Below are 26,164 nucleotides of genomic sequence, written 5' to 3' on the forward strand. Positions count from 1 at the left end.
GTTCATGGCAGATCGCGAGCGAGATATCCGATTTATGGCAAAACCCTGCGTGAGCGACCGGTCACAGCAGGTACGTTTTGCCCCGCCGGAACACCGGCAGCACAGGAGAGGGCTCGGCCATGGCGGTGTCAGGGGCAGTTCCCAATCTCGCCTTCCGCCGGCTCCGCGGACAGCACTCGCCGGCGGAGTTCGCCGCGACGGTCCGCCGGGCGGCACGGGAGATCGGCGAGCAGGTCGCGTGCGACGCCCGCTACATCGGGCGCGTGGAGGCGGGCGAGATCCGCTGTCCCAACTACGCGTACGAGCGGGTGTTCCTGCACATGTTCCCCGGCCTCTCCCTGGCGGACCTGGGCTTCTCGGCCCGGGAGGCGGTACGCGGCCGAAGGCCGGCCGCCGTCCCGGCCGGGGCACCGCCAGGACCCGCCCTCACCACCCGTAACGATGAGGAGAGCGACGTGCTGCGTCGCGCATTCATGACGAGCGGTACCGCCACGGTGGCGGCCGTCTCGATGGGATTCGGCGGCACGGCCGTCGCGATCCCCGCCCCTCGCGGGCCCCACAGGATCGGCGAGGCCGAGGTCCGCGCCGTCGAGGACGCCGTACGGCAGATCCGGCTGCTCGACGACCGGCACGGCGCCGAGGGCCTCTACAAGGCCGCCGCCCAGCCGCTGCGCGCGGCGTACGCCCTGCTCGACGCGGGCACGACGGCCCGCCGCTCCACCGAGGACCGGCTGCACGCGGGCGCGGGCGAGCTCGCGATCTCCGTGGGCTGGCTCGCCCACGACTCGGGCCGCATCGACGACGCCCGCTCGCACTACGCGGAGGCCCTGGCCACCGCGCGCGTGGCGGGCGATCCCGCCCTGGAGGCGCACGCCTTCTGCAACACGTCGTTCCTGGCCAGGGACGCGGGACGGTACCGCGAGGCGGTCCGGGCCGCGCAGGCCGGGCTGCGGGCGGCGCAGCCGCTGGCCTCCGCCCGGCTGCTCGCCCTCCTCTCCCTTCGGGAGGCGGGGGCCTGGGCCGCGCTCGGCGACCGGTCGGCCTGCGAGCAGGCCCTCGGCCGGGCGCACGGGCACTTCGCCAAGGGGCCGGGCGACCGGGACCCCGAGTGGATGTCGTTCTTCGGCGAACCGGAGCTGGAGGCGCAGGAGGCCCACTGCTGGGCGGCGCTCGGCGACTGGGGCCGGGCGGCCCGCCACGCCCACCGCGCGACCGTTCTGCAGAACCCGCACTTCGCCCGCAACCTGGCCCTCTACCGCGCCCAGCTGGCGAGCAACCTGGCCCACGCGGGCCGCCGCGACGAGGCGTCGGCGGAGGCCCGGCGCGTGGTGGACACCCTGGGCGACGTCCAGTCCTCCCGCATCCGCCGCATCCTCACGGAGACGAGCCAGGTCCTGGCGAACGCCCACTGAGCGCCCTCCGCCGAGGCGGGCCGCGCGGGCTACTCCATGTGGCCCGTGTCGTTCCAGCGCTCCACGGCCGGCTCGCCGTAGGCCCAGCCGAGGATCGACAGGCTCGTGGGGTCGAGGCGGATCTTCGCCCCGAAGGAGATGTCCTGACCCAGCCAGCGCGCGCCGAGCGTCCGCAGGATGTGTCCGTGCGCGAAGACCAGGACGTCCCGGTCCTCCGACCGCGCCCACTCCACGACCTCGTCGGCCCGGGCCGAGACCTGCGCCAGGCTCTCCCCGTCCGGCACGGCGTCCCGCCACAGCAGCCAGCCCGGCTGACGCTCGTGGATCTGCGCCGGGGTGAGCCCCTCGTACGCGCCGTAGTCCCACTCCATCAGCGCGTCCCAGTCCTGGGCCCGCTCGCCGAAGCCCGCGAGGTCGCAGGTCTCCCGGGCGCGCACCAGCGGACTCGTACGGACCACCACGTTCGGCAGGCCGTTCCACAACCCCCGGTGCAGCCGCTCGCCGAGCAGCTTCGCGCCGCGTCGGCCCTCTTCGAGGAGCGGGATGTCCGTCCTGCCGGTGTGGCGGCCGGACAGCGACCATTCGGTCTGCCCGTGCCGGGCGAGCAGGATGCGCGGTGCCATGAAGGCTCCCTGAATGTTCGACGGAGCAGGGTAAGGAGCACGTTCTCGGGTGACCCGGTCGGTGATCCGGCAGGTGACCCGTTCGGTGTACCTCCATCATCTCCCACCTGAATTCCCGGTGGCCTGCGGGCGGCCCCTCACCTGCGGTTCGCGGGGAACCGCGGTCGGATGTCAGTGGCGGATGGGAGACTTCCGCGGGTGAGCGATTCCCTCGACGGCGGAGCCTCTCTTCCGCCGCAGACGACACGACAGCCGCGGGTGTGGCAGCGGCTCGCAGAGCTGCGCGGGCCGGCCGTGGTGCCGCGCCCGCTGGACGCGCGCGCCCTGGCGGCGCTCGCCGCCAACCCCGGCTGCCGGCGGCGCGCGCTGCTCGACGGCGCGGGGGTGGACAAGACCGCGCTCGCGTCGAAGCTCGGCTCGCCGGCGGCGTTCGGGCAGTCGCAGTTCGCGTTCATGCGGGGGAACGCCTTCGAGGCGAAGGTCAAGGCGGACGGCGGGCGCGAGCTGCTGCGGCTGCTCGGCATCGAGGAGCCCGGCGCGGTCCAGCTCCCCGACCTGACGGCGGCCGGGCCCCAGGGCCGCGCCGCCCGCACGGCCCTCGCGCTGCGCGAGGCGACCGCCGCCGGGGCGTGGTCGCTGCTCGACCACCCGATGCTGGCCCTGGAGGTGGCGGGCTCCCCCGCCTATCTGGAGCCCGACGCCGTCGTGGTGCACCCCGACGGCCGGTGGACGGTCGTGGAGATCAAGTCCTTCCCGATGATCGACGGTTCGGCGGACGCGTCCAAGGTGGGCGCGGCGGCCCGCCAGTCCGCGGTGTACGTCCTGGCCCTGGAGCGGGTCGCGGCGGTGACCGAGGGCGCGGAGGTGGCCCCGCACGTCCTCCTCGTCTGCCCGAAGGACTTCTCCAACCTGCCGACGGCCTCGGTCGTCGACGTGCGCAAGCAGCTGTCGGTGACCCGCCGTCAACTGACCCGGCTGACCCGGATCGAGGACATCGCGGCCGCGCTGCCTGAGGGCGTCACCTTCGACGTGGAGAGCTGCTCGGCGGAGCAGCTGGCGGAGGCGGTGGAGTCCGTCCCGCACGCGTACGCCCCTGAGTGCCTCTCGGCGTGCGAGCTGGCCTTCCACTGCCGCGACCGCGCCCGGGACGCGGGCGCGGTGGAGACCCTGGGCCGTTCGGTACGGGGCGAGTTGGGCAGCCTGACGACGGTCGGCGCGGTCCTGGCGGCCGCCCGCGGCGAGCACGGCGACCCGGACGACCCGGACGACCCGACGGTCGAGGCCCTCCGCCGCGCACAGGCCCTGCGCGCCGAGGCGCTGGCGACGGGAGGCTCCTCATGTCGCTGATCTCCACCCTCGCCCGCCTTGAGGCCGTCGAGTCCGGGCGGGCGCAGCCGCTGGCCACGGTGCGGCACCGGCACGTGTCGGAGCGGCCGCTGGTCCTCGTACCGCTGACGACGGCGGGAGAGGCGGGCGCGCCGCTCGGCGCGCTCGTGGGGACGGACCGGGAGGAGCCCCGGCTCCTCGTCGTCGCGCAGCCGCGCGACCGTGACCTGCGGTTCGCGTTCCTGGCGGACCTGGCCGAGGAAGTCCTGCCGTACATCGACTCGTTCGCGGACGTCGTCGAGGCGGCGGAGCGGAACGAGACCGACCCGGAGACGGGCAAGAAGGTCAAGGTCGAGGTCGACCTGTGCGCGGACGCGCCGCAGCTGGTCGTGCCGAGCCGGGCGGGCATCGAGTACGTACGGCTCCTCGGGCGCTCGATGCGGTTCCGGCGGACGGCGGAGCAGGACCCGGAGACGCCGTTCCCCGCGCCGCCGCGCGTGCCGCTGCTCGGCCGCTGGCTGACGCACCTCGGCGAGCGGGCCCGCGTACCGGGCTCCTCGCTGCTGCTCTCCGCGACGGACCTGCTGAACCGGCACTGGGCGACCGGCCAGTCCTCCCTGGAGGACCAGCACCTCGGCGCGCTCCTGGCCTGGATCGACGCCGACGACGGCGCGTCCGGGCCCGAGGCCGCGCTCCGCGCCGAGCTCGGCCGGGACCGGGACGGGCAATTGCTCTGCCCGCCCGCAGGGCCCGCGACCGACCCGGCCTTCGACAACCGGCTGCTCGCGCCCGCGATCGAGCGCTTCGACCGGGCCCGGCAGTCGCTGGCCTCGGCGGAGGACGGCGAGAGCGCCGACGAGCGGCTCGCCGAACTGCACCGCGCCGAGCGGGAGATCCGCCGGCTGATCGTCTCCCAGCTGAAGCCGACCTGGGACGCGGTGTGGCGCGCGCTCGACCTGGTGCGGGAGCTGCCGGAGGGCGTGCGGGTGCCGGACCGGTGGACCCGCGACCGCTGGTCGTTCACCGGCCACCGCGACCGCGTGCTCGCCGGTGAGCCGCCGCAGCCACGCCGCGACGACGCGGTGACGGCGGCGCAGAAGCTGGCGGCCCGCGAGTCGGCGCAGGGCCAGCTGGAGGCGCAGGAGGCCCTGGACGATCCGCTGGTGCTCGCGGGGCGGCGGCTGTCGGGCGAGGCGTTCGTCGCGGAGGTGGCGGAGGTGACGATGGCCTGGTCGGAGTCGAAGCGCCCCTCGCCGCGCCCGCTCCTGACGGTCCGTACGGACGACCGGCCGCACCTGGGCGCGGGGGTCAAGGTGTTCCGCTCGCTCGAAGGCAAGCCGCAGACGGCGGAGTTCGTGCGGTACGAGGAGGACGGCTCGCTCGTGCTGCGGGTGACCGACCGGATGGGCCGTTCGAAGGAGCCCGCGGAGGGGTCGGTGCCGGAGAAGGGCGAGCGGATCGCCTGGACGCTCTTCGAGCACGACCAGCGGGTGGGCGCGAAGCTGCCCGACCCGGAGGAGACACCCTGGACGCACGGCGGCCCCCCGCGCTCGGACGCCGCCGAACTGCCCGACGCCCCGACGCCGGAGGACCTGCTGTGACGTTCGACCCCTCCGCGGAGGCCGCGAAGGCCACCGCCGGCATCCTGGCCGACACCCTGCACGGGAACGCCCGGGGCGTCGTCGTGGACTCCCCGCCGGGCGCCGGCAAGTCGACGCTCGTGGTCCGCGCCGCGCTGGAACTGGCCGAGGCGGGCCGCCCGTTGATGGTGGTCGCGCAGACGAACGCCCAGGTGGACGACCTGGTGCTGCGGCTCGCGGAGAAGCAGCCTGGCCTGGATGTGGGTCGGCTGCACTCGAACGACAGCGATCCGTACGACAAGGCGCTCGACGACCTGGAGAACGTACGGAAGTCGGCGAAGGTGGGGGACCTGGCGGGGCTTCCGGTGACGATCTCGACGGCCGCGAAGTGGGCGCACGTGAAGAACGTCGAGCCGTGGGCGCACGCGATCGTGGACGAGGCGTACCAGATGCGCTCGGACGCGCTGCTCGCGGTGGCGGGGCTGTTCGAGCGGGCGCTGTTCGTGGGCGACCCGGGCCAGTTGGACCCGTTCTCGGTGGTGGGCGCGGAGCAGTGGGCGGGCCTGTCGTACGACCCGTCGGCGTCCGCGGTCTCCACGCTCCTGGCGCACAACCCGGAGCTGCCGCAGCACCGGCTGCCGGTGTCCTGGCGGCTGCCGGCGTCGGCGGCGCCGCTGGTGTCCGACGCGTTCTACCCGTACACCCGGTTCCGCAGCGGTACGGACCACGGTGACCGGCGGCTGGCGTTCGGGGTGCCGTCGGACGGCTCGGGCCCTGACCGGGTCCTGGACGAGGCGGCGGAGTCGGGCTGGGGCCTCCTCGAACTGCCGGCCCGGCACACCCCGCGCACGGACCCCGAGGCGGTCCGCGCGGTCGCACTGGTGGTCCGCCGCCTCCTCGACCGGGGCGGCGCGGCGGTGAGCGAGCGGGGGCCGGAGCCGGTGCCGCTGACCCCGGACCGGATCGCGGTCGGCACGGCCCACCGCGATCAGGCGGCGGCGGTCCGCGCGGCCCTCGCGGAGCTGGGCGTCGCGGGCGTGACCGTGGACACGGCGAACCGCCTCCAGGGCCGCGAGTACGACGTGACGGTCGTCCTCCACCCCCTGTCGGGCCGCCCGGACGCCACGGCCTTCCACCTGGAGACCGGCCGCCTCTGCGTCCTGGCCTCCCGCCACCGCCACGCCTGCATCGTCGTCTGCCGCGCGGGCATCGCCGACCTCCTGGACGACCACCCCTCGACGGAACCGGTCCAGCTGGGCGTCACGGTGAAGTTCCCGGACGGCTGGGAGGCCAATCACGCGGTCCTCTCCCATCTGGCCGAACACCGCGTGTCCTGGCGGCCGTGAGGCCCTGAGGTCAGGGCTTCGCTGCGGGGCGCCTCGTCGTGGTGGCCAGGGTGAGGAGTTCGTCGAGGGGCCACTGGTCGTCGGCGTGGACGCCGTACTTCACGGCGGCCACGCGGCCGTCGGCGCCGATCAGGAAGTCCGCGGGGAGGCCGAATCGTCCGCCCCGCGGCCTCAGGCGCGGCGGGCGCTGACGGCCGCGCAGTATGTCTCCGGTGCCGAGGGCGATGGCCCGCGCCACGGGCGCCAAGGCTCGTGGGGAGAACAGTGAGCGGGGCGAGAACTCCACCCCGAAGGCCTCATAGAGCCGCTTGCCGGGGTCGGCGACGACCGGGAACGGCAGGCCGTCCAGATGCGGGTGGAGCTCCTCCGGCGGGGAGTGGAAGACCACGACCTCGCGGATCCCGGCCGCCTCGATCTCCTCGTACCGGCGGACGAAGGACCGCAGGTGGAGGTGGCAGATGGGGCAGCCGGCGAAGCGCCGGAACTGGAGATGGACCAGCCGCCCGGGGTCGGGGTCCGGGACGGCGACCGGGGGGCCGAGGACCGGGTCGAGCGTGCTGACGGGAACGCGGGCGCCAGGTGTGAGCACGGGTGATACCTCCTTGTAGGCGTACGGCGCACCCCCACACACGTAGGCGTACGGCGTACTCTTAACACCATAGGCGTATGGCGTACGCTGTCAACCCATGCCGCGCCCCCGCTCCCTCACCCCGGACCACCTGGCCGCCGCCGCCCTCGCCGTCATCGACCGCGACGGGCTCCCCGGCCTGTCGATGCGCACGGTCGCCAAGGAACTCGGCATGAGCACCATGGGGCTCTACCGGTACGTCGCCGACCGCGACGAGTTGGAGGGCCTCGTCGCCGAGCGGGTCCTGAGCTCCGTCGACCCGACCCCGCCCCCCGCGGGACCGCCCTGGCGGGACCGGGTCGTCGTCATGGTCGCCCGGCTCCGCGCGAGCGCGATCGAGCACCCGGCCGCCGTTCCGCTGACCGTCGGCCACCGGCACCGGCTGCCCGGGCTGTTGCGCTGGTCGGAGTCGGTCCTCGGGCTCCTCGCCGAGGCGGGCATCGAGGGCGAGCGTCGGGTCGTCGCCCTGCGCGGCCTCATCGCGTACGTCGTCGGCGCCATCCAGCTCGAACACCTGGGCTCCCTCGCCGGCGCGGGCACGAGCGCCATCGCCGAGCTGCCGCACGAGCGCTTCCCGTTCATGACCGAGGCGGCCCGGGACGCGCCCGGGGTCGACGCCGAACGTGAGTTCTTCGGCGGACTCGCGGTGTACCTGCGCGGCCTCGACGGCTGATCGCGCCCGCCGCGGGCCGCACCCGCATCCGCCCCGCGCCGCGCCCTCTTGCGCGGCGCGGGACAATGGAAGGAGGCCCGGGAGTCCGGGCCGTGTGTGTGCGAGGAGGAGAAGGACCATGGCGGAATCCGCGGAGCGGAACGGGCAACGGCGGCTCCGGCCGGCGCCGCTGGTCTTCGAGCCCGCCGAGGCGACCGCGGACCCGGAGCACTTCTTCGACCTGGAGTCGCTCGACGACCCCCGCGAGCTGCTGGCGCGCGCGACCGAGCTGACGCTCGCGTTCCGCGCGGCGACGGACCGGGCGATCGAGTTCCAGGCGATGGCGGCGGCCCAGCTGGCCGACCCGCGCCGCTTCGACCGGCTGACGGCGGCGGACGTCGCCGAGCGGGCGGAGTGGACCGAGGACTACGCCCGCCGCATGATCGACTTCGGGCGGGATCTGCTCCGCGCCGGCGGGACACCGACCGACGACTGACTCGCCTGACAACTGGCTCGTCCGGTCACTGGCTCGTCCGGCCACTGACTCGTCTGGCATATGCCGGGGCGAAAGATACTCCCCCGGCACGTGCCCTGTCCGGGTTTTTGGCAACACTGGGAAACAGTTCCGTCACTGCCGGTAGATCTTGGGTCATGAGTGCATGGCTACGAGACGAGACCCCGCTGAGCCCCGCCCAGAGCGACACCGACGAGCGGCGGAGCGAGCGGCAGGACATCTTCCGGTTCCTCCGGGACCCCGACGAGCGGCGCCACCACTCCGCCCATGTCACCGCCGCCGGTGCCGACTGGCTCGCCTCCGCCGCCGCGTTCCCGCGCTCCACGCTCGCACTCTGGGAGGGCCGGCCCGCCGCCCCCGCCGTCCTGCCCTGCGGGGCGGTCTTCGACGTCGTCAACGTGGACAGCATCTTCGGCCGCCGGATGCTCGACCAGCTCTGGGCCGAGGGCCCCGGCTCCGGGCCCGTCGCCGTCCACCGGGGCCGGATGCTGCTCTTCGCCGCGCCCGGCACCGCCCAGCGGTTACCGGCCCTGCTGCACTGGGAGGAGTGGGGCGACTCCGTCCCGCCCCCGCTCTGCCACGGCCTCGGGGACGCCGTGACGATCCCCCCGCTCACTCCCGCCCCGGCCACCGGCCCCCGCTGGGTCGTCGCCCCCGACACCCGGCACCCCTGGCTGCCGGGCCCCGAGGTCATGCTCTGGGCCTGCGTCCGCGCGGTCCGCGCGGCCTCCGCCGCCGACGTGCGTATTTCGATTTTTCCTGGCGCCGATCAGGGTGCTAAGGTCTACGACGTCAGCAAGCGCCGCTAGCTCAGTTGGTTAGAGCAGCTGACTCTTAATCAGCGGGTCCGGGGTTCGAGTCCCTGGCGGCGCACAGACGAAGAAGGCCCCTCGCGCAAGCGGGGGGCCTTCTTGTCGTGCCCTGACCTCACTACGACGACGTCGGCGGCACCGTCACCTTCACCGTCCACGCCCCCGCCGCCGTCCGGTCCGCGACCTCCACCCGCGTGCCCTCGCCCGGCACCGTGAACGTCTCGCCCACGCCCAGCGGCGCGTCCGCGAGCGGCGGGTACACCGAACGGTCCCAGCAGGCCTCGGTGCGCGGATGGGTGTCCACGACCTCGATCGGGCCGTCGCCGGACGCCGCCTCGTTCCGTACGCGGTAGATCAGCACGCCCTCCGCGCAGGTGTCCCGGTCGTTGCCGGTGGCGCCGCGCGCCTCGATCGCGAGCGCGGTCCCCACGCCCGTACGGACGACCACGAGCCGGTTGCCGAGCGAGCCGCCGGCCACCGGCGCCGCCGCCAGCGGCTCCAGGCTCAAGAGCCGACTGCCCGGCCCCTGGACACAGGTCACCTGGCGCCGGTCGAGCCAGCCCAGCTTCCACTTGTGCCAGCCGAAGGGCTCCGGGGCGAGGCCGAACTGGCTGCCCATGACGTCCCAGTCCCCCACATGGGTGTCCCAGTCGCCCTTGCCGTCCACGGGCCGGTGGTAGAGGTCCGGCAGGTCGAAGACGTGCCCGGTCTCGTGCGCGAGGACGTTGCGGTCCGGCGGGTGCCGCTCGAAGACGGTGACGACCCGCTCGATCTCCTTGCCGTCCATCGTGAGCGGCCGCTCCAGGTTCACCACCTTGGTGGCGTCGGAGTCCACCCCCGGGGCGTCGGGGTCGGCGACCAGATAGACGATGTCGTACCGCGCGAAGTCGACCTTGTCGTCCGCCGCCGCCAGCGCGTCGCGCAGATACTCCGTCCGCTTCGCCGCGTCCCAGTCACGCCGTATGGCGTACGCCGTCGACGCCTTCGGCATCTCGGTCCACTCCGCCCGGGTGTCCGCGCGCAGCGCGAAGCGGCCGTACGAGGCGCTCCGGAAGAACTCGCTCGTACCGGGGAAGTGGTCGGCGGCCAGCTCCTCGGTCGTGGTCAGCGGCTCGGAGTCGGGGAACGACAGGAAGACCATGACCGCGTCGAGGGAGCGGACCGGCTTCGGGTACGCGCCGTTCCAGGTGTCGAGGCCGAGCGAGTGGTGCGCGGCGGTACGGGGCAGGGCGCACGGGCCCGCCGCCGCGGCGCCCACGGCGGGGCCCGCCACGAGCCCGGTCGCGGCGAGCGCCACGAGGGAGGTGAAGGCCGCGGCGGAGGCACGAAGCCGTGCGCGGTCCACTCCCTCGGGTGGCTGCTGACCCCTCACGTGGACCTCCGGCTGCGGAATGCGGGACACCTCAACCACCTTGTGATGGTTTGCGGTGTTTCGCACTTTTCCGCTGCCCCAGTCGGGTGAGCGCGCGACACGGGGTCGACGCGACACGCGCCCTCAACGGCTCACGGAACGTCACAATCGGTCAGGCCCCCGCCGTCCCGCGTCAGACCCGCGCAGAAACGATCGGCCGGGTCGCGTCGGGGGGCGGCTCGGGGCGTCCACCGGGCCGCCGGCCGCCCATGAAGCTGGAACGGCCCCCGGGCGTGCCTCTATGATCGGCACACTTTCCTTGGCCGACCATCCCGACCACGTCTGTACGGCCCGACTGCACAACGGGAGCGAGCGGTGAGCGGAACCCCCGAAGGACCGGTGCACACCCGGCTCTCAGTCGCACGGGAGCCCGCGCCGGCGATCACGGAGCGTCACCACGAACACCCGGACGGCCACCCGGACGCGCACCCCGAAGGCCACCCCGAGCCCGATCGCCCCGACGGCGCGCCCGCCCACCCCTGCGACGCCGAACTCCGCGACTACCGCGCCGCCTTCCGCGCCGCGCAGCTCGCCATGGCCGTCGTCGACCAGGACGGTCTCGTCGTCTCCGCCAACGACGCCCTCGGCACCCTCTTCGGCACCGAGGGCGCCGCGCTCCGCGAGCAGGCCGCCGCCGACCTCGTCGACCTCGCCTCGGACGGCCGCACCTGGCACGCGTACCGCGAGGTGCTGCGCGGCCGCCGCTCGCGCTTCCGTTGCACACGCCGGCTCAAGCACCCCGACGGGCGCTCGCTCTGGGCCGAGGTCACCGTCTCGCCCGTGCCCGACAGCCGCCGCGTCCTGCTCTCCATCGCGGACATCAGCGACCGGCGCGAGCTCCAGGCCCGGCTGCGCCACCTGCAGATGCACGACCCGGTGACCCGGCTGCCCAACCGGACCCTGTTCTTCGAGCGGCTCTCGGCCGCCCTGGAGGCGGCCGCGGGACAGGACGACGAGTCCGGCGAGTTCCGATCTTCGTACGAGTCGTACGGGCATGGCGGAACAGGGCGGATCGGTCTCTGCTACCTCGATCTCGACGGCTTCAAGGCGGTCAACGACACCCTCGGCCACCGCGTCGGGGACCGCCTGCTCGCCGCCGTGGCCGCCCGGTTGACGGAGTGCGCGGACAACGACGGGTACACCAGGAGCGGCGGGCACCTGGTCGCGCGGCTGGGCGGCGACGAGTTCGCGATCCTCGTCGAGGACTCCACGGGGACCGAACAGCTCGCGGATCTGGCCCAGTCGGTGCTCTCGGCGCTCCAGCAGCCCTTCGACCTGGCCGGGCAGCGGCTCTCCGTCTCGGCCTCGATCGGGGTGGTGGAGCGGGGCGCGCGCGGGACGACCGCGACGGGTCTGATGCAGGCCGCCGACACCACGCTGTACTGGGCGAAGGCCGACGGCAAGGCCCGCTGGACGCTCTTCGACCCCGAGCGCAACGCCCACCGGATGACCCGGCAGGCGCTCTCCTCCACGCTCCGACCCGCCGTGGAGCGCGGGGAGTTCGGCCTGGAGTACCAGCCGCTGGTCGGGCTCGCGGACGGCGCGGTGCGCGGAGTGGAGGCGCTGGTGCGCTGGAACCACCCGCAGTTCGGCACGCTCGCGCCGAATCGGTTCGTCGGGATCGCCGAGGAGGACGGGTCGATCGTCGAGCTCGGGCGGTGGGTGCTGCGGACCGCGTGCCGGCAGGCGCGGCAGTGGCAGAAGGACCATCCGCGCGAACGGCCGCTGTTCGTGAGCGTCAACGTGGCCGTACGGCAGGTCTGGGACTCCGACCTGGTGGCGGACGTGGCGGGCATCCTCGCGGAGACCGGACTCGCGCCGCATCTGCTGCAGTTGGAGCTGACCGAGTCGGCGGTGATGGGCTCGGCGGGCCGGCCGCTCCAGGCGCTCCAGGCGCTGAGCGACATGGGTGTGCGGATCGCCATCGACGACTTCGGCACCGGCTATTCGAACCTGGCGTATCTGAGCCGGCTCCCGGTCTCGGTCCTCAAGCTCGACGGGTCGTTCGTCCGCGGCTTCCAGGACGAGGCGCACGCCAATCCGGCGGACGAGCTGATCGTGGAGGCGCTGGTCCAGCTGGCGCACCGGCTCGGTCTGACGGTCACCGCCGAGTGCGTGGAGACCTCGGGGCAGGCGACCCGGCTGCGGCGGATCGGCTGTGACACCGGGCAGGGCTGGCTTTACTCGCGGGCGGTGTCCCCGGACCGTATCGCGGAGTTGATCGGGGCCTCGCCGCTAGCGGTCTGACGGCGCGCGGCGGGACCTGTCGCGTCCTGGCAGGACCTACAGCGGCCGGGCATGGAACTGCCCCCGGCCGGAGGGACATTCCGGGCGGGGGCAGCGGTTCATGGGTGGTTCAGCGGGGTGCTAGCAGGCGCCCTGGTCCTTCCAGACGCCCCACTCGCCGGTCGTGCCCGGCGTCTCGTTCTGCGTCCACCACTGGGCGAGCCACTTGCGGCCGCCGTGGGAGACGACGGTGCCGCCGGTGTAGACCGTGCCTGCGACGTACGCCGGGACCGAGCCGCAGCCGGTGGGCGGCGTGGTCGGCGGGGTCGTGGGCGGGGTGGTCGGAGGCGTCGTGGGCGGGGTGGTGGGCGGCGTGGTCGGCGGGACGGTGGTGCCGCCGAGGGCGTCGCTGATCTGGTTCAGCAGGGTGATGTTGTTGTCCAGGCCGAGGAGCGAGTACATCATCGCGCCGGCCAGGCCACGCTGCTTGCCGTAGTCCACCCGGGCCTGGATCGACTTCTGGTTCAGGCCGGTGAAGAACTCGCCGTCCTTGTAGAAGTACGAGGACTTGGCCTGGTCGTCCCAGAAGGTGCTCGCCGCGTTGTCGACGACGCCGCCGAGCTCCTTGTAGTGGGCGATGCCGGCCTGCTGGCTGAGCGGGCGGGCGTTGGAGCCGCCGGTCGCGGACTGGGCGAGGCCGTTGGCGGAGCCCGCCGGGACGCCCTTCCAGCCGCGGTAGTAGAACTCGTAGCCGAGCGTCAGCTTGTTGGCCGGGAAGCCGCCGGCGATGCCGTAGGCCGGCTTGCCGTCGATCCAGGAGTCGATCGCGTTGTCGATCGAGTACTTCTCGGTGCCCGGCGCGATGGGGTCGGTCGGGTCGTTCGAGCCGGAGTAGAGCGGGGACTGGTGGTACGTCGGCCCGTCGCCGTCCCAGGCGCCGTGCATGTCGTACGTCATGATGTTCGCGTAGTCGAGGTACGCGCCGATCTTGTCCGTCTCGATGTACTTGATCTTGTCCTGACCGGCCGGGAGAGCCGCGGTCAGCATGTACTTCTTGCCGCCGTTGGCCGCGCCGTACGCGTCGAGCTGCTTGCGGAACTCGGCGAGCAGGAGCGTGAAGTTCTGCTTGTCCTCGGGGCCGTAGTGGTTGCCGAGGTGGCCGTTGGCGGAGCCGGGGTACTCCCAGTCGATGTCGATGCCGTCGAAGATGCCGGCGGCGGTGCCGGGCCCGCCGAAGCCGCCCTCGACCGGGAGGTTGCCCTTGAGGTACTGGTCGACGCAGGACGAGACCAGCTTCTTGCGGCTGGCGTCGGTCTTCGCCGCGTCGTGGAAGAACTTGGAGTACGTCCAGCCACCGAGCGAGATGTTGATCTTCAGGTGGGGGTACTTCGCCTTCAGCTCCTTGAACTGGTTGAAGACGCCCACGATCGGCTGGTTCCAGGTGTCGGCGACGCCGTCCACGCTGTCGGCCGCGCCGAAGGACTTCTGGTAGTCGGCGTAGGAGTCGCCCGCACCGTCACCCGCGTTGGGGTTGTTGTCGTCACCCGCGGCCTTGTTGGCCTCGAAACAGGTGAGTTCGGTGGGGTGGATGTTGCCGAACGAGTAGTTGATGATGTCCAGCTTGCCCGCGATGCCCCGGGTGTCGAGGTGCTTGGGGTAGAAGGCGTTCCCGTACACGCTCCACTGGTCGTAGTACGCGATGCGGACGTTGCCGTCGGCGGCCGCCGTGGCGGTGGTGGCGGAGCCGGCTGCCGAGGCGGAGCCGATGCCGACGGTCGCGGCGAGCGCGCCTGCGGCGAGGGCCGTGCTCACGAGCGCGGCTATCAAGGGCTTACGGGGGTGCACGTGCGGCCTCCGAGGGGGATACGAGGGGTACGTGGTACGGCGGTTGGAGAATTGATAGCCGCTGCGTGAACAGCGCGTCAATGGTCTGAACCAGATTAAGGACTAGACCAATTGGCGGGAGAAAACCCTTGTCAGAGCCGTGCAGCACAAAGACGAACCGCCCGCCACCATGGGTGACGAGCGGTTTAAGGTTCCTTTATGGGAACGGAGTCGACGGTTCCGGACCGAACCAGCCGGCCAAGGAAATCGGCCGCGCGGCGCGCCGGAGGCGCCTCGGGACGTCAGCCGAGATCCGGCATCCCGTACGCGTCGGCGATCAACTCGTAGCTCCGCAGCCGGACATCGCCGCCGTGCGCGTTGGCCGTGATCATCAGCTCGTCGGCCCCGGTGCGCTTGCGCAGATCGTCCAGACCGGTCCGTACCTCGTCCGGCGTGCCGTGCACGATGTTGGCGAGCCAGCTGTCCACGAACTCCTGCTCGGTCGGGCTGAAGGGGTACGCCTCCGCCTCCTCGGGCGTCGGGATCAGACCGGGCCGGCCCGTGCGCAGCCGCAGCATCGACAGGGCGCCCGTGAGGACCTGGCGGCGGGCCTCCTTGGCGTCCTCGTTGGCCAGCGCGGCGACGCCGATGAGCGCGTACGGCGCGTCGAGGACCGCCGAGGGGCGGAAGGAGTCCCGGTAGAGGTCGAGCGCCGGGATCGTGTTCTGGGCGGAGAAGTGGTGGGCGAAGGCGAAGGGCAGCCCGAGCGTGCCGGCGAGGCGCGCACTGAAGCCGGAGGAGCCCAACAGCCAGATCGGCGGCCGCCCCTTGGGGCCCTGCACCGGCCCGGGCACGGCGTGGATGCGGGAGTACGGGTGTCCGTCCGGGAAGTCGTCGTCCAGGAACCGGGTCAGCTCGGCCAGTTGCTGCGGAAAGTCGTCCGCGCCCTCGTTCAGGGTCCTGGTCCGACGGAGCGCGGCGGCCGTGGAGCCGTCGGTGCCGGGCGCGCGGCCGAGGCCGAGGTCGACCCGGCCGGGGGCGAAGGCCTCCAGCGTGCCGAACTGCTCGGCGATCACCAGCGGGGCGTGGTTGGGCAGCATGACGCCGCCCGAGCCGAGCCGGATGCGGCGGGTGTGGGCGGCGAGGTGGGCGAGGATCACGGCGGGCGAGGAGGAGGCGACGCCGGGCATCGAGTGGTGCTCGGCGACCCAGTGCCGGTGGTAGCCGCGGCGCTCGGCGAGCTTGCTGATCTCGACGCTGGTGGCCAGCGCCTGGCTCGCGGTCCGGCCGCTGCCGACGGTCACCAGGTCCAGTACGGACAGCGGTACGGGCGAGTCCCCGTGTGCCGTGCCCCGAATCGCGTCGCTCACCGTGTGCCGACCCTTCTGCTCATGACGTACCTCATGACGTACGTACTCAGGACCAGAACAGGAGGCGGTCTCCGGTTATTCCGCAGGATTGACCCGTTCGGCTTCGGGTAGCCGCGCGCCCATGCCTCGATCAACGAACCAGATACGACGGCGGACGGTGCTGTGGGGAACGGCGGCCGCCGCGACGACCGCGGCGGCCGGGTGCGCCCGGGTCGCCTCCGGTGACACCCTCGGCCGGCTCAGATCCCAGGGCACCGTCCGCCTCGGCATCGCGGGCGAGGTGCCGTACGGCTATGTCGACGAGCAGGGCGCCTTCACCGGCGAGGCCCCCGAGCTGGCCCGGGTGATCTTCGGGCGGCTCGGCGTCCCGGACGTCCAGCCGGTCGCCACCGACTTCGCCTCGCTCATCCCCGGGCTCGGCTCGCAGCAGTTCGACGTCGTCTCGGCCGGGATGTACATCAACAAGGAGCGCTGCGAGCGGGTCCTCTTCGCCGACCCCGAGTACCAGATGCTCGACTCCTTCATCGTCCGCAAGGGCAACCCGAAGAACCTCCGCTCGTACGAGGACGTGGTGCGCGCCGAGGCCCGCTTCGCGACCGGCAGCGGGTACGCCGAGATCGCCTACGCGGTCGCCGCCGGCTACCCGGAGAAGAACATCGTGATCCTCCAGGACCAGGTCGCCGGCCTGAACGCGGTCGAGTCCGGCCGCGTCGACGTCTTCGCCGGCACCGCGCTCACCGCCCGCTCGGTGGTCCGCAAGTCCGCCAAGGCCGAGGCCACCGCGCCCTTCGCCGCCGTCGTCGACGGCAGGCGGAAGGTCGACGGCGGCGGCTTCGCCTTCCGCCCCACCGACACCGCCCTGCGGGACGCCTTCAACACCGAGCTGCACCGTATGAAGAAGAGCGGCGAACTCTTCCGGATCCTGCGGCGCTTCGGCTTCACCGAGGCCGAGATGACCACGCTGACCGCCGAGGAGCTGTGCCGATGACCGCCGGACTCTGGCAGAACTGGGTCCTGCCCGGCATCTGGATCACCCTCCAGCTCCTGATCGCCTCCACCGCGCTCGCCGCCGTGGTCGCCTTCGCCGTCGGCACCGCCCGTACGCACCGCTCCCGCGCCGTCCGCTTCCTGGCCGGGCTCTACACCGAGGTCTTCCGCGGCACGTCCGCGCTGATCCTGATGTTCTGGCTGTTCTTCGTCCTGCCGCCGCTGGTCGGCTGGCAGCTCGTCCCGATGTGGGCGGCGATCCTCGCGCTCGGCCTCTCCTACGGGGCGTACGGCGCCGAGATCGTGCGCGGCGCCCTGAACGCCGTACCCGACGCGCAGCGCGAGGCGGGGGTCGCGCTCAGCCTCACGCCCTGGCAGCGGCTCCGGCTCGTGCTGCTCCCGCAGGCCGTGCCCGAGATGATCCCGTCCTTCTGCAACCTGCTGGTCGAGCTGCTCAAGGGCACCGCCCTGGTCTCGCTGCTCGGCGTCGGGGACGTCTCCTTCGCCGCGTACCTGGTGCGGCTCGCGACCCAGGAGAGCGGCGGGATCTACACGGTCACCCTGCTCGTGTACTTCGTGATCGCGCTCGCGATCACCCGCTCCATGAAGGCGCTGGAGCGGCGCACCAAGGCGAACCTGGGGGTGGTGGTCAAGTGAACTGGGACTGGTCCGCGGTGGTGGACTTCCTGCCGCGCTTCTGGGACGGGGTGCTCGTCACCCTGCAGGTCCTGGTGCTCGGCTCGCTGATCTCGTTCTCGCTCGGCCTGGTCTGGGCGCTCGGCTTCCGGGCCCGCAGCCGGTTCGTGCGCTGGCCGGTGCACGCGGTGACCGAGTTCGTCCGTACGACTCCCCTGCTCGTGCAGCTCTTCTTCCTCTTCTTCGTACTGCCCGAGTGGGGCGTGCAGTTCTCCGCGCTGACCACGGGCACGCTCGCGATCGGGCTGCACTACTCGACGTACACCGCGCAGGTCTACCGGGCCGGCATCGACGCCGTACCGGCCGGGCAGTGGGAGGCGGCGAAGGCGCTGAGCCTGCCGCGCCACCGGACCTGGCTGACGGTGATCCTGCCGCAGGCCCTGCGCCGGATCACGCCCGCGCTCGGCAACTACGTCATCGCGATGCTGAAGGACACCCCGATCCTGGCCGGAATCGGTGTCCTCGAACTCCTCCAGCAGACCCGGCTCGAGTCCGCCGCCACCTTCCAGTACACCGAGCCGCTCACGGTGGTCGGGGTGGCCTTTGTCCTGATCGCGTATCCCGCTTCCCTCCTCGTCCGCACTCTGGAGCGCCGCCTTGCCCACTGAAGCCAACGAACCCGCTCACGACCTCATCCGCTTCGAGAACGTCACCAAGCGATTCGGGGACCAGACGGTCCTCGACGATCTCAACTTCTCGGTCCGTACGGGCAAGCACGTCACGCTGATCGGACCCTCCGGTTCCGGTAAGACGACGATCCTGCGGCTCCTGATGACCTTGGAGAAGCCCGACGCCGGGACCGTCCGGGTCAACGGCGGGAAGCTCTACCCGGCCGACGAGAAGCACCGGCGCGAGGTGCGGAAGAAGATCGGGATGGTCTTCCAGCACTTCAACCTCTTCCCCCACATGTCCGTCCTGCGCAACATCACCGAGGCGCCGGTCCGGACGCTCGGGAAGAGCCGCGAGGAGGCCGAGGCGCGCGGCCGGGAGCTGCTCGACATGGTGGGTCTGGCGGACAAGTGCGAGGCCAGGCCCGCGCAGTTGTCCGGCGGGCAGCAGCAGCGGGTCGCGATCGCGCGGGCGCTCGCGATGGAGCCGAAGGTGCTCCTGCTCGACGAGGTGACGTCCGCGCTCGACCCGGAGCTGGTGGCCGGCGTCCTCGATCTGCTCCGGGAGATCGCGTCGACGACGGACATCACCATGATCTGTGTGACGCACGAGATGAATTTCGCCCGGGACATCTCGGACGAGGTCCTGATGTTCGACGCGGGACGGGTGATCGAGTCCGGTTCTCCGGAAAAAATCTTCTCGGCTCCGGAGCACGCGCGTACTCGCGAGTTTCTCGGCGCGGTGCTCTGACCTGAGGCTCTCGTAAGGTTCTTTGACTATGGCATATGCCAAGGTGATGCGCCCCAGCGTACGGCGCTGGGGCGCCGCATCAATCTCGCCAACAGCCGCCCCGAAAAGGGAGCTTGACGGCTATCGTGGTACGGAAGCTTGCGGTCACAACCTGGTAGGGGGAAACCGTGGCGCTGAAGCCCGAGCCCACTGCGCCGTTCCACTCGGTGCAATACGCCCTGCGCGTCCTTGAGACGGTCTCACGGCACGGTGGCGGGGTGACGGACGTCCAGATCGCTCGTGAGACCGGTCTGCCCGTCGCCCATCTGTCCTCTCTGCTGCTCATGCTCCGACGCGAGGGGTACGTCGAGCAGGTCGCCGACGGCGCCTATGTGATCGGCGACTCCCTGGTCCTCCTGGGCTCCGGCCTCACCCGCCGCGAGGCACTGGAGGGCAAGCTCCAGGAGACGCTGACCGAACTGCGCGACTCCGTCGGCGCGGCGGTGTACATCAGCCGGTACATCGACGGCGAGGTGAAGATCACCCAGTTCGCCGACGGGCCGCACACGCCCAAGGTCAACGAGTGGGTGGACTTCCGCTCGGCCGCGCACGCCAGCGCGGTCGGCAAGTGCCTGCTGACCCAGCTGGACCAGAACGGCCGCAGGGACCACCTCTCGCGCCACAAGATCGCCCGGCTCACCTCCCGGACGATCACCAACGAGAAGGTGCTCTTCTCCAAGCTGGACAGCCAGCCGCCGACGGTCCCGATGCTCGACCTCCAGGAGTACGCGGTGGGCACGGTCTGCGCGGCGGTGCCGCTGACGGCCGGCGCGGCCGTGGGCTGCCTGGCTCTCTCGCTGCCGATCGAGCACGCCCACCGGTTGCGCTCGGCGGCCGACACGCTGAACCGCAGAGCGGCTCCGGTGGTGCTCTCCCTGGCGATCTGAGCAGGTCAGCGCCGGACAGAGCGGATCGGAGCCGGGTGACCCGGTCCTCAGGAGCGGTGGTCAGAACCATCCCCGAGGACCAGGTAGTATTTTCTCTGTCAGCAGGCGCCGCTAGCTCAGTTGGTTAGAGCAGCTGACTCTTAATCAGCGGGTCCGGGGTTCGAGTCCCTGGCGGCGCACAGACGGAAGAAGCCCCTCGCGGAAGCGGGGGGCTTCTTCGTGTCCCGAGGAATCTCACGCCCTGAGGTAGGTGAGGACCGCCAGGACCCGGCGGTGGGTCTCCTGCGCGGGCGGCAGGTCCAGCTTCCCCAGGATGTTGCCGATGTGCTTGCCCACGGCCGCCTCCGTGACGACGAGCCGGCGGGCGATCTCCCCGTTGGAAAGCCCCTCGGCGACCAGTCCGAGGACCTCGCGCTCGCGCGGGGTCAGCGCCGCCAGCGGATCGCGGCGGCGGCGCAGCAGCTGCCGTACGACCTCCGGGTCCACGACCGTGCCGCCGTCGGCGACCCGGACCAGGGCGTCCAGGAACTCCTCGACCTGGCCGACCCGGTCCTTGAGGAGATAGCCGACCCCGGTGCCGTCGCCCGCGTCCAAGAGGTCGGCGGCGTAGGTCCGCTGCACGTACTGGCTCAGGACGAGGACGGGCAGGCCCGGGCGTTCGGCGCGCAGGGCGACGGCGGCGCGGAGCCCCTCGTCCTGGAAGCCGGGCGGCATCCGGACGTCGGTGACGACGATGTCCGGATCGTGCGCGGTGACCGCCGCGCGCAGGCCGTCCGCGTCGCCGACGGCGGCGACGACCTCGTGGCCGAAACGGGCGAGCAGCCCGATCAGGCCCTCGCGGAGGAGGACGCTGTCCTCGGCGAGGACGACCCGGAGGGCCCGGTCTCGGTCTCGGCCCCTGTCTCGGTCCCTGTCTCCGTCTCGGGCAGCGGTCGGCACGGGATCTCCACTCGTAGGACGGTCGGCCCACCCGGGGGGCTCATGATCGTCAGTGTGCCATCGAGGACGGCGAGCCGGTCGGCGAGTCCGGTGAGCCCGGTGCCGCGGCCCGGGTCGGCCCCGCCGCGCCCGTCGTCCTCGACGCTCACGATCAGCGAGCCGTCTCCGTACCGGGCGGTGACGGTCGCGCGGGTGGCGCCGCTGTGCCGGCCGACGTTGGCGAGGGCCTCGCAGACGGCGAAGTAGCCGGCGCTCTCCACGGCCGTGGGCAGCCGGGGCAGGTCGACGTCGGTGGTGACGGGGACGGCCGAGCGGTCGGCGGCGTCGGTGAGGGCCGCGCCGAGGCCGTAGTCGGCGAGGACCTGCGGGTGGATGCCGTGGATGAGCTCGCGCAGCTCGGTCAGGACCCGGCCGGCCTCGTCGTGGGCCCTGGCGAGCTGGTCGGCGAGCGGCCCGGGCGGGACGTCGAGCCGGGCGATCCCCAGGGTCATGGCGAGGGCGACCAGGCGCTGCTGGGCGCCGTCGTGGAGGTCGCGTTCGATCCGTCGCCGCTCGGCCTCGAAGGCGTCGACGAGCCGGGCCCGGGAGGCGGTGACCTCGCCGATCCGCTCGCGCAGCTCGGCCTCGCGGGGCGCGAGCAGGGCCCGGCTCAGCGCGGCGCGGGCCCCGGCGAGCGCGCCCAGCGGGTAGAGGAGGGCAACGAGGAGCACCGCCCCGAGAAGGGCGGCGGCGAAGGCCTGCGGATACGAGGTGACCAGGACGGTCTTGACGACCTTGGCCTCGTGGCCGTCGGCGGCGAGCTGGAGGGGCGTGGCCATGAGCGCGGCGGGCAGCCCGAGGGCGACCGCGAGGACGATCAGGTCGAGCGGCCACAGGACGGTGGCGTGCAGGACGGCGTACGCGAACTCCCGCCAGGTCGCCTGCTCCCGGACGCGGACCCGGAGCCAGGCCCCGAGCCCGGGGGCGTCGGGGACCCGGTGCGGGTCGGCGGCCGGATCGAGATCGACGAGCCGGAGCCGCCGGCGTTCGAGGCCGCCGAGGGCGACCCCGGCGAGGAGCAGCAGCGGAAGCCCGACCAGGACCAGCGAGAAGGCGACGAGCACCACGAGGACGAGCAGCGCGGCCACGCCGGTCGCCACCCCGGTCGCCAGGTAACCGGCGGACCGCCAGGGCCAGCCGGTCCGCGGATACCGGGCCCGGGTGAGGGCCTGCCAGGGGGTTCGGGGCGTCATGGGGTTCACGGTAGGCGGGGGCCACCGGGCGCGGCCATCGGTCTGGTGGGTGTACGGAGGTAGGCCTGGCCCTACCCCCCGCTGCCGCCGGGGCCTTGGGGCGAGCGGTCATGGGACTCGTACGCGGCCCGGAGGCCGGTGAGCGCCTCCGGGGTCAGGGGCGTGTACGGGTCGCCCGGCGCCGGGCGCCACCAGACCGGGTCCGTACAGAGGAAGGACTCCCGGCGCAGGCCCACGCGGTGGATCTTGTTGGTGGCGGTCAGCGGAAGCCTCGGGACGATCCGTACGAAGCGGGGCGGCATCTTCGTGCCCAGGTCCGGCTGGGCGGCGAGGAACTCCGCGAACGCCGCCGGGTCGAAGGCAGCGCCCTCGCGCAGGGCGATGGCCGTCATCACCTGGTCCCCCGCGACGGGGTCGGGTATCGCGTAGACGGCGACGCCCGCCGCCCGCTCCCAGCGGGAGAGGATCTGCTCGATCACGGCCGCCGCGAGGTTCTCGCTGTCGACCCGCAGCCGGTCGTCGGTGCGCCCCGCGAAGTAGAGGAAGCCGTCGGCGTCCCGGTAGAAGAGGTCGCCGGTCCAGTACCAGCCGTCGCGCAGCCGCGCGGCCTCCGCCTCGGGGTTGCGCCAGTAGCCCTCGAAGGGGTTCCGGCCCCGGTTGACGAGCTCGCCGATCGCGGCGGAGGCGTTGAGGAGCCGGCCCTCGGGCGAGAGGACGGCGGGCGCGCACTCCTCCCCCGTCGCCGGGTCCACCACCGCCAGGTCGTCGCCCGGCGCGGCCCGCCCGATCGCGCCTGCCGGGGTCGACGGGGTCCGCGGGATCGCCGCGCCGCCCTCCGAGGAGCCGTAGCCCTCGACGAGCCGGGCCCCGAAGCGGGCCTCGAACCGGGCCGCGTCCACCGCCCCCGCCTCCGTACCGAAGCCGAGCCGCAGCGGGTGCGCGCGGTCGTCCGGGTGGGGCGGGGTGGCCAGCAGGTACTGGACGGCCCGGCCGACGTACGTGAAGTAGGTCGCGCCGAACTCCCGTACGTCCGACAGGAAGCCGGAAGCGGAGAAACGGTCCCGCAGTGCCACGGACGCGCCGGCGGCGAGCGCAGGGGCCCAGTCCGCGATGACCGCGTTGCCGTGGAACATCGGCATGCAGACGTAGTGGACGTCCTCGGGGCGTACGCCGAACTGGGCGACGAGCGAGCGCCCGGCGGCCGCGAGCCGGCCCTGGCTGCAGATCGCCGCCTTGGGCGCGCCGGTCGAGCCGGAGGTGAAGTAGAGCAGCATCCGGCTGTCGGGTCGCACGGGGCGGACGACGGCCTCGCCCGGTTTCGCGCCCTCGTAGGGGGTCAGCAGCTCCCGGTAGGCGTCGGTGTCGGTGACGAGGACGCGTACGCCCGGCAGGGGAAGGCCGTCGAGCAGGGGGAGGTGCGCGCGCTGGGTCACCAGGACGCGGCAGTCGGTGTGGGTGATGTCGCGGGCCAGTTCGGCGCCGCGCCGGGTGGGGTTGATGCCGGCGACGGCGGCCCCCGCGAGGGCCGCCGCGCTCAGCCAGAGCGGGAATTCCGGTGTGTTGTCGAGGAGTACCCCGAGGTGCGGCTCGGCACCCCGGGGCAGCAGATCGACGAGGAGCGCGGCCCGTGCGGCGGCCCCGGCGGCGACCTGGTGATGGCTGAGGGCCGTGTCCCGCGCCCTCAGTCCGACCCTGTGGTCGCCCCACTGCCGTCGCACGAGCTCCGCCACGGTGGGTTCCGTCGTACGCCGGACTTCCGTCATACGCCGGACCGTAACTGACGCTACGTCAGAACTGAACATCCGAGCAGGCGTAGAACGCGTTCCCGGTGTCCGCGATCGTCCAGACCGCCAGGATCAGATGGCGTCCGGTCTTGCCCGCCGGGATGGTCCCGGCGTGCGAGAGCGTGGCCGGCGGCTGCGCGTTGTTGTACGGGACGGTGAGGAACGGCTGCGAGTCGAGGGCGGCCCGGGTGAGCTTCTGGGTGCCGTTCCAGCCGTTCTTGGTGATGTAGTACTTGAAGTCGGTGGTGCTGTGCCGGGCGGTGAACTGCCAGCGGAAGGTGTGGCTCTGGCCCGCCGTGAGCCTGGTGGTGGGCCAGGCGCCGCCCCGCGGGTCGTCGAGCTCGGCGAACCGGGAGTTCCCGCCGGCACAGATCGTGCTGTCGGCGGGTCCGGCGCCGGGGAAGCCCTTGAGGCCCTCGACCGACTGCGGCTCCCACTGGATGCCGCCGCAGTTGGTCACGGTGCCGTTGGCGCAGAGCTTCTGACGACTGATCGGGGAGTCGGTGTATCCGTGGCTGGAGGCGCTGCTGGTGGCGAAGAGGGAGGCGCCGGCGACGCCGAGCGCCACCGCCGCCACGCCTATCTTTTTGCGCATGCTGTCGCTCCTGATGAACGTGGGGGAGTTCCGAGCCGTGCTGCACGCGTGCGGAGGGTGGTGCGTTGTGGGTGGTGCGTGTGAGTGGTTCGCTTGTGCGGTAGTGCCTATTCCGGTCTAGACCAAGTACCAAGGTATTGACGGAACTCGAACATGTCCATACTGGTCACGCGCCTTCCACCGGACCGGTCCTGCCGGTGTAGAACGCCACCGTCAGGTCCTTGACCAGCGCCTTGCGCTCGTAGTCGTCCAGCTCGACGAGACCACGCGTGGTCAGCCGGTGGACCACGTCGTCCACGGCGTCCACGACGGAGGTCAGCACGCTGTCGCGGTGCTTGGCGTCGATCGCGGCGATCCGGCGGCGCTGCATCGCCCGCGCGATCTCCGGGGCGTACTCGATCCGGGTCGGCTGCGCCGAGAACACGTCGATGCCGACCGGGGCGCACTCGGCGGAGAGCATCCGGGTCAGCGCCTCGCCGACGGCCTCCGCGTCGCGCAGGGTCGGGGCGTCCTCGTGGAAGGCGTCGGCCGGGAGCTGGGAGAGGACCCGGGCCATCGCCGCCTCGACCTGCTCGCGCAGGTACTCCTCGTGCCCGTCGACGCCGAGCGCGGCGCGGACGGTGTCCCGGATGCGCCAGACGACGAGGACGACGACATCGAGCGCGGTGCCCTTGGCGTCGACCGAGGAGAGCGGCTCGCTGCGCCAGTGGCGGAGGCGGACGTCGACCCGGCGGCGCAGGAGGAGCGGGCTGACCCAGACGAGACCGGTACGGCGGACGGTCCCTCGGTACTCGCCGAAGAGGGTGAGGACCAAGGCGTATCCGACCCGGCCGCGGCCCAGGCCGCCGAGGGTGAACAGGGTGGCCAGGACGCCGAGGGTGAGGAGCGCCCACTGGCCGAGGTGGATGCCCTGGTACGGCTGCGGGGGCAGCCGGAGCATCCGCGCGAGCTCGTCGGGTACGGCCCCGGTCCACCAGAGGACCGCGGCGCACGCGGCGAGCGCGAACACCCCGCCGACGACCCCGATCCACCCGGGCAGCACGGCCCCCTCCCGCTCGACGAGCTTGGGGTCGGCGGTGGGCGCGGGGCGGGAGGCCTGGGGGCGGGTGGGGGCGGGGATGGTGGCCTTCGGCGCGGGCGGGGCGGGCGGGGACATGGCGACGGTGGCGGGCCCGCCGTCGTCGTCGCCTCGGTCGGCGTCGGAACGGCCGTCGGTACGGGCGCCGGAACGGGCATGCGCGCGGGCGTCGGTACGGGCGTCGGTACGGGCTTCGGTACGGGCTTCGGTGCCGGGCTCTTCGCGGAAGAGCAGGTGCACGGGGATCGACCCGGTGGTCTCGGCCCCGATCACGTTCTTCCGCCGCACCAGGGGCCGCGCGAGGACCTGCGCCTCGGCACCCACGGGCACGACGGTGACGGTGGATTCGGCGCGGACGCGGGTTTCGGCGGCAACGGGGAGCGCGACGACCCCGACCTTGCCCTGGACGATCCGCCGCGGATCGGGGGTGGGAGTGGAGGTGGAGATGGGTCGGACGTGGGTGGTGGGGAGCGGGGACGGCTTGGGGGTGGGGGTGGCGGGGGTGGCTGCCGTACGGGGTTCGGCGCCCGGAGCGTCCGGGGCGGCACCACGCACCGCGCGGGGATCGCCCGGCGGAGGGGTGGTGTCGGTGGCGGCGCGGGCGCTCGCCGCGACGGCCTCACCGGCCGGACCGCGCCCCGCGCCCGGCCGGGGCGCCACCCACTGGGCGGCGGACGGGGTCGCGCCGACGGCGCCCTCCACGCGGAGCCGGAGCTCCGGGGCCCCGGGGGCGCCCGGGGCGTGACGGCCCGTCACCGCACCAGCCCCGGGACGGCCGTTCTCGGCGCGAGCCGCGTCGGCGCGAGCCGCGTCGGCGCGAGCCGCGTCGGCGCGAGCCGCGTCG

General features: G+C 72.8%; 23 protein-coding genes and 2 tRNA genes. 15 read left to right on the top strand and 10 right to left on the bottom strand.

Annotated elements, in window-relative coordinates; translation table 11 throughout:
* The first annotated feature begins 119 nt into the window (after positions 1-119).
* Positions 120-1,412 carry a tetratricopeptide repeat protein gene (locus tag ACFWRO_RS30960; RefSeq protein WP_384516006.1) on the top strand — a complete coding sequence of 431 codons (1,293 nt, stop codon included), beginning with the start codon at positions 120-122 and terminating at the stop codon, positions 1,410-1,412.
* A 29-nt stretch (positions 1,413-1,441) separates the two neighbouring features.
* Here the strand turns inward: ACFWRO_RS30960 and ACFWRO_RS30965 are convergent, their stop codons facing one another.
* Positions 1,442-2,035 carry a histidine phosphatase family protein gene (locus ACFWRO_RS30965; RefSeq protein WP_384516009.1) on the bottom strand — a complete coding sequence of 198 codons (594 nt, stop codon included), beginning with the start codon at positions 2,033-2,035 and terminating at the stop codon, positions 1,442-1,444.
* A gap of 198 nt (positions 2,036-2,233) precedes the next feature.
* On the opposite strand from ACFWRO_RS30965, the gene ACFWRO_RS30970 reads away from it, so the two are divergent.
* Genes ACFWRO_RS30970 through ACFWRO_RS30980 form a run of 3 tightly spaced genes read left to right on the top strand, consistent with a single transcriptional unit; the run spans position 2,234 to position 6,287 of the window.
* Positions 2,234-3,382, top strand: a complete 1,149-nt coding sequence (locus ACFWRO_RS30970) for a hypothetical protein (RefSeq protein ID WP_384516012.1) — start codon at positions 2,234-2,236, stop codon at positions 3,380-3,382.
* The gene (locus ACFWRO_RS30975; RefSeq protein ID WP_384516014.1) at positions 3,373-4,962 is read left to right on the top strand and encodes a hypothetical protein; all 1,590 of its coding nucleotides are present in this window, start codon (positions 3,373-3,375) and stop codon (positions 4,960-4,962) included. Before ACFWRO_RS30970 ends, ACFWRO_RS30975 begins: the two co-directional genes overlap by 10 nt.
* Positions 4,959-6,287 carry an AAA domain-containing protein gene (locus ACFWRO_RS30980; RefSeq protein WP_384516017.1) on the top strand — a complete coding sequence of 443 codons (1,329 nt, stop codon included), beginning with the start codon at positions 4,959-4,961 and terminating at the stop codon, positions 6,285-6,287. Before ACFWRO_RS30975 ends, ACFWRO_RS30980 begins: the two co-directional genes overlap by 4 nt.
* A 10-nt stretch (positions 6,288-6,297) precedes the next feature.
* On the opposite strand, the gene ACFWRO_RS30985 is transcribed toward ACFWRO_RS30980, so the two are convergent.
* The gene (locus ACFWRO_RS30985; RefSeq protein WP_384516019.1) at positions 6,298-6,876 is read right to left on the bottom strand and encodes a peroxiredoxin-like family protein; all 579 of its coding nucleotides are present in this window, start codon (positions 6,874-6,876) and stop codon (positions 6,298-6,300) included.
* A gap of 97 nt (positions 6,877-6,973) precedes the next feature.
* Between ACFWRO_RS30985 and ACFWRO_RS30990 the strand changes: the two genes are divergently transcribed.
* The 4 genes from ACFWRO_RS30990 (at position 6,974) to ACFWRO_RS31005 (ending at position 8,954) form a co-directional block, all read left to right on the top strand.
* The gene (locus ACFWRO_RS30990) at positions 6,974-7,588 is read left to right on the top strand and encodes a TetR/AcrR family transcriptional regulator (protein ID WP_384516022.1); all 615 of its coding nucleotides are present in this window, start codon (positions 6,974-6,976) and stop codon (positions 7,586-7,588) included.
* 118 nt (positions 7,589-7,706) lie between these two features.
* The gene (locus ACFWRO_RS30995) at positions 7,707-8,063 is read left to right on the top strand and encodes a hypothetical protein (protein WP_384516025.1); all 357 of its coding nucleotides are present in this window, start codon (positions 7,707-7,709) and stop codon (positions 8,061-8,063) included.
* 155 nt (positions 8,064-8,218) lie between these two features.
* A complete protein-coding gene (locus ACFWRO_RS31000; RefSeq protein WP_384516027.1) occupies positions 8,219-8,890 on the top strand; it encodes a bifunctional DNA primase/polymerase in 672 nt (223 codons plus the stop codon).
* A tRNA-Lys gene (locus ACFWRO_RS31005) sits at positions 8,881-8,954 on the top strand. Before ACFWRO_RS31000 ends, ACFWRO_RS31005 begins: the two co-directional genes overlap by 10 nt.
* Positions 8,955-9,011: 57 nt before the next feature.
* Here the strand turns inward: ACFWRO_RS31005 and ACFWRO_RS31010 are convergent.
* A complete protein-coding gene (locus tag ACFWRO_RS31010; RefSeq protein ID WP_384516068.1) occupies positions 9,012-10,265 on the bottom strand; it encodes a M6 family metalloprotease domain-containing protein in 1,254 nt (417 codons plus the stop codon).
* A gap of 354 nt (positions 10,266-10,619) precedes the next feature.
* Here ACFWRO_RS31010 and ACFWRO_RS31015 point away from each other — a divergent pair, with 354 nt between their 5' ends.
* Positions 10,620-12,551, top strand: a complete 1,932-nt coding sequence (locus ACFWRO_RS31015; protein WP_384516030.1) for a putative bifunctional diguanylate cyclase/phosphodiesterase — start codon at positions 10,620-10,622, stop codon at positions 12,549-12,551.
* A gap of 120 nt (positions 12,552-12,671) precedes the next feature.
* Here the strand turns inward: ACFWRO_RS31015 and ACFWRO_RS31020 are convergent, their stop codons facing one another.
* Positions 12,672-14,375 carry a glycosyl hydrolase family 18 protein gene (locus tag ACFWRO_RS31020; RefSeq protein WP_384516032.1) on the bottom strand — a complete coding sequence of 568 codons (1,704 nt, stop codon included), beginning with the start codon at positions 14,373-14,375 and terminating at the stop codon, positions 12,672-12,674.
* Between the two features lie 281 nt (positions 14,376-14,656).
* A complete protein-coding gene (locus ACFWRO_RS31025) occupies positions 14,657-15,724 on the bottom strand; it encodes an LLM class flavin-dependent oxidoreductase (protein WP_384516034.1) in 1,068 nt (355 codons plus the stop codon).
* 121 nt (positions 15,725-15,845) lie between these two features.
* Between ACFWRO_RS31025 and ehuB the strand changes: the two genes are divergently transcribed.
* The 6 genes from ehuB to ACFWRO_RS31055 all read left to right on the top strand — a co-directional run bounded on the left by ehuB (position 15,846) and on the right by ACFWRO_RS31055 (position 19,871).
* A complete protein-coding gene (gene ehuB, locus ACFWRO_RS31030) occupies positions 15,846-16,712 on the top strand; it encodes an ectoine/hydroxyectoine ABC transporter substrate-binding protein EhuB (RefSeq protein WP_384516037.1) in 867 nt (288 codons plus the stop codon).
* Positions 16,709-17,368 (top strand): ectoine/hydroxyectoine ABC transporter permease subunit EhuC, encoded by a 660-nt coding sequence (gene ehuC, locus ACFWRO_RS31035; protein ID WP_384516039.1) that lies wholly within the window; start codon positions 16,709-16,711, stop codon positions 17,366-17,368. Before ehuB ends, ehuC begins: the two co-directional genes overlap by 4 nt.
* Entirely contained in the window at positions 17,365-18,015 is a 651-nt protein-coding gene (ehuD, locus tag ACFWRO_RS31040; RefSeq protein WP_384516041.1) for an ectoine/hydroxyectoine ABC transporter permease subunit EhuD, read from the top strand. The genes ehuC and ehuD overlap by 4 nt, the downstream gene beginning before the upstream one ends.
* Positions 18,005-18,766 (top strand): ectoine/hydroxyectoine ABC transporter ATP-binding protein EhuA, encoded by a 762-nt coding sequence (gene ehuA, locus ACFWRO_RS31045; RefSeq protein ID WP_384516044.1) that lies wholly within the window; start codon positions 18,005-18,007, stop codon positions 18,764-18,766. Before ehuD ends, ehuA begins: the two co-directional genes overlap by 11 nt.
* Before the next feature lie 167 nt (positions 18,767-18,933).
* The gene (locus ACFWRO_RS31050; protein ID WP_384516046.1) at positions 18,934-19,692 is read left to right on the top strand and encodes an IclR family transcriptional regulator; all 759 of its coding nucleotides are present in this window, start codon (positions 18,934-18,936) and stop codon (positions 19,690-19,692) included.
* 105 nt (positions 19,693-19,797) lie between these two features.
* Positions 19,798-19,871 (top strand) — tRNA-Lys (locus tag ACFWRO_RS31055).
* Between the two features lie 55 nt (positions 19,872-19,926).
* Here ACFWRO_RS31055 and ACFWRO_RS31060 read toward each other — a convergent pair.
* The 5 genes from ACFWRO_RS31060 to ACFWRO_RS31080 form a co-directional block, all read right to left on the bottom strand.
* Positions 19,927-20,631 (bottom strand): response regulator, encoded by a 705-nt coding sequence (locus ACFWRO_RS31060; RefSeq protein WP_384516049.1) that lies wholly within the window; start codon positions 20,629-20,631, stop codon positions 19,927-19,929.
* Positions 20,520-21,863, bottom strand: coding sequence for a sensor histidine kinase (locus ACFWRO_RS31065; RefSeq protein WP_384516051.1), 1,344 nt, complete (start codon positions 21,861-21,863; stop codon positions 20,520-20,522). Before ACFWRO_RS31065 ends, ACFWRO_RS31060 begins: the two co-directional genes overlap by 112 nt.
* A 71-nt stretch (positions 21,864-21,934) precedes the next feature.
* Positions 21,935-23,626, bottom strand: coding sequence for an AMP-binding protein (locus ACFWRO_RS31070; protein ID WP_384516054.1), 1,692 nt, complete (start codon positions 23,624-23,626; stop codon positions 21,935-21,937).
* Positions 23,627-23,651: 25 nt separating this feature from the next.
* Positions 23,652-24,242 carry a lytic polysaccharide monooxygenase gene (locus tag ACFWRO_RS31075; protein ID WP_384516057.1) on the bottom strand — a complete coding sequence of 197 codons (591 nt, stop codon included), beginning with the start codon at positions 24,240-24,242 and terminating at the stop codon, positions 23,652-23,654.
* 166 nt (positions 24,243-24,408) lie between these two features.
* Positions 24,409-26,164: SPFH domain-containing protein (locus ACFWRO_RS31080; RefSeq protein WP_384516060.1), on the bottom strand; the 1,756-nt coding region annotated here is incomplete at its 5' end.

Origin of the sequence: Streptomyces sp. NPDC058579 (genome assembly GCF_042718575.1) — a bacterium.
In the GTDB taxonomy this organism is placed as follows: domain Bacteria; phylum Actinomycetota; class Actinomycetes; order Streptomycetales; family Streptomycetaceae; genus Streptomyces.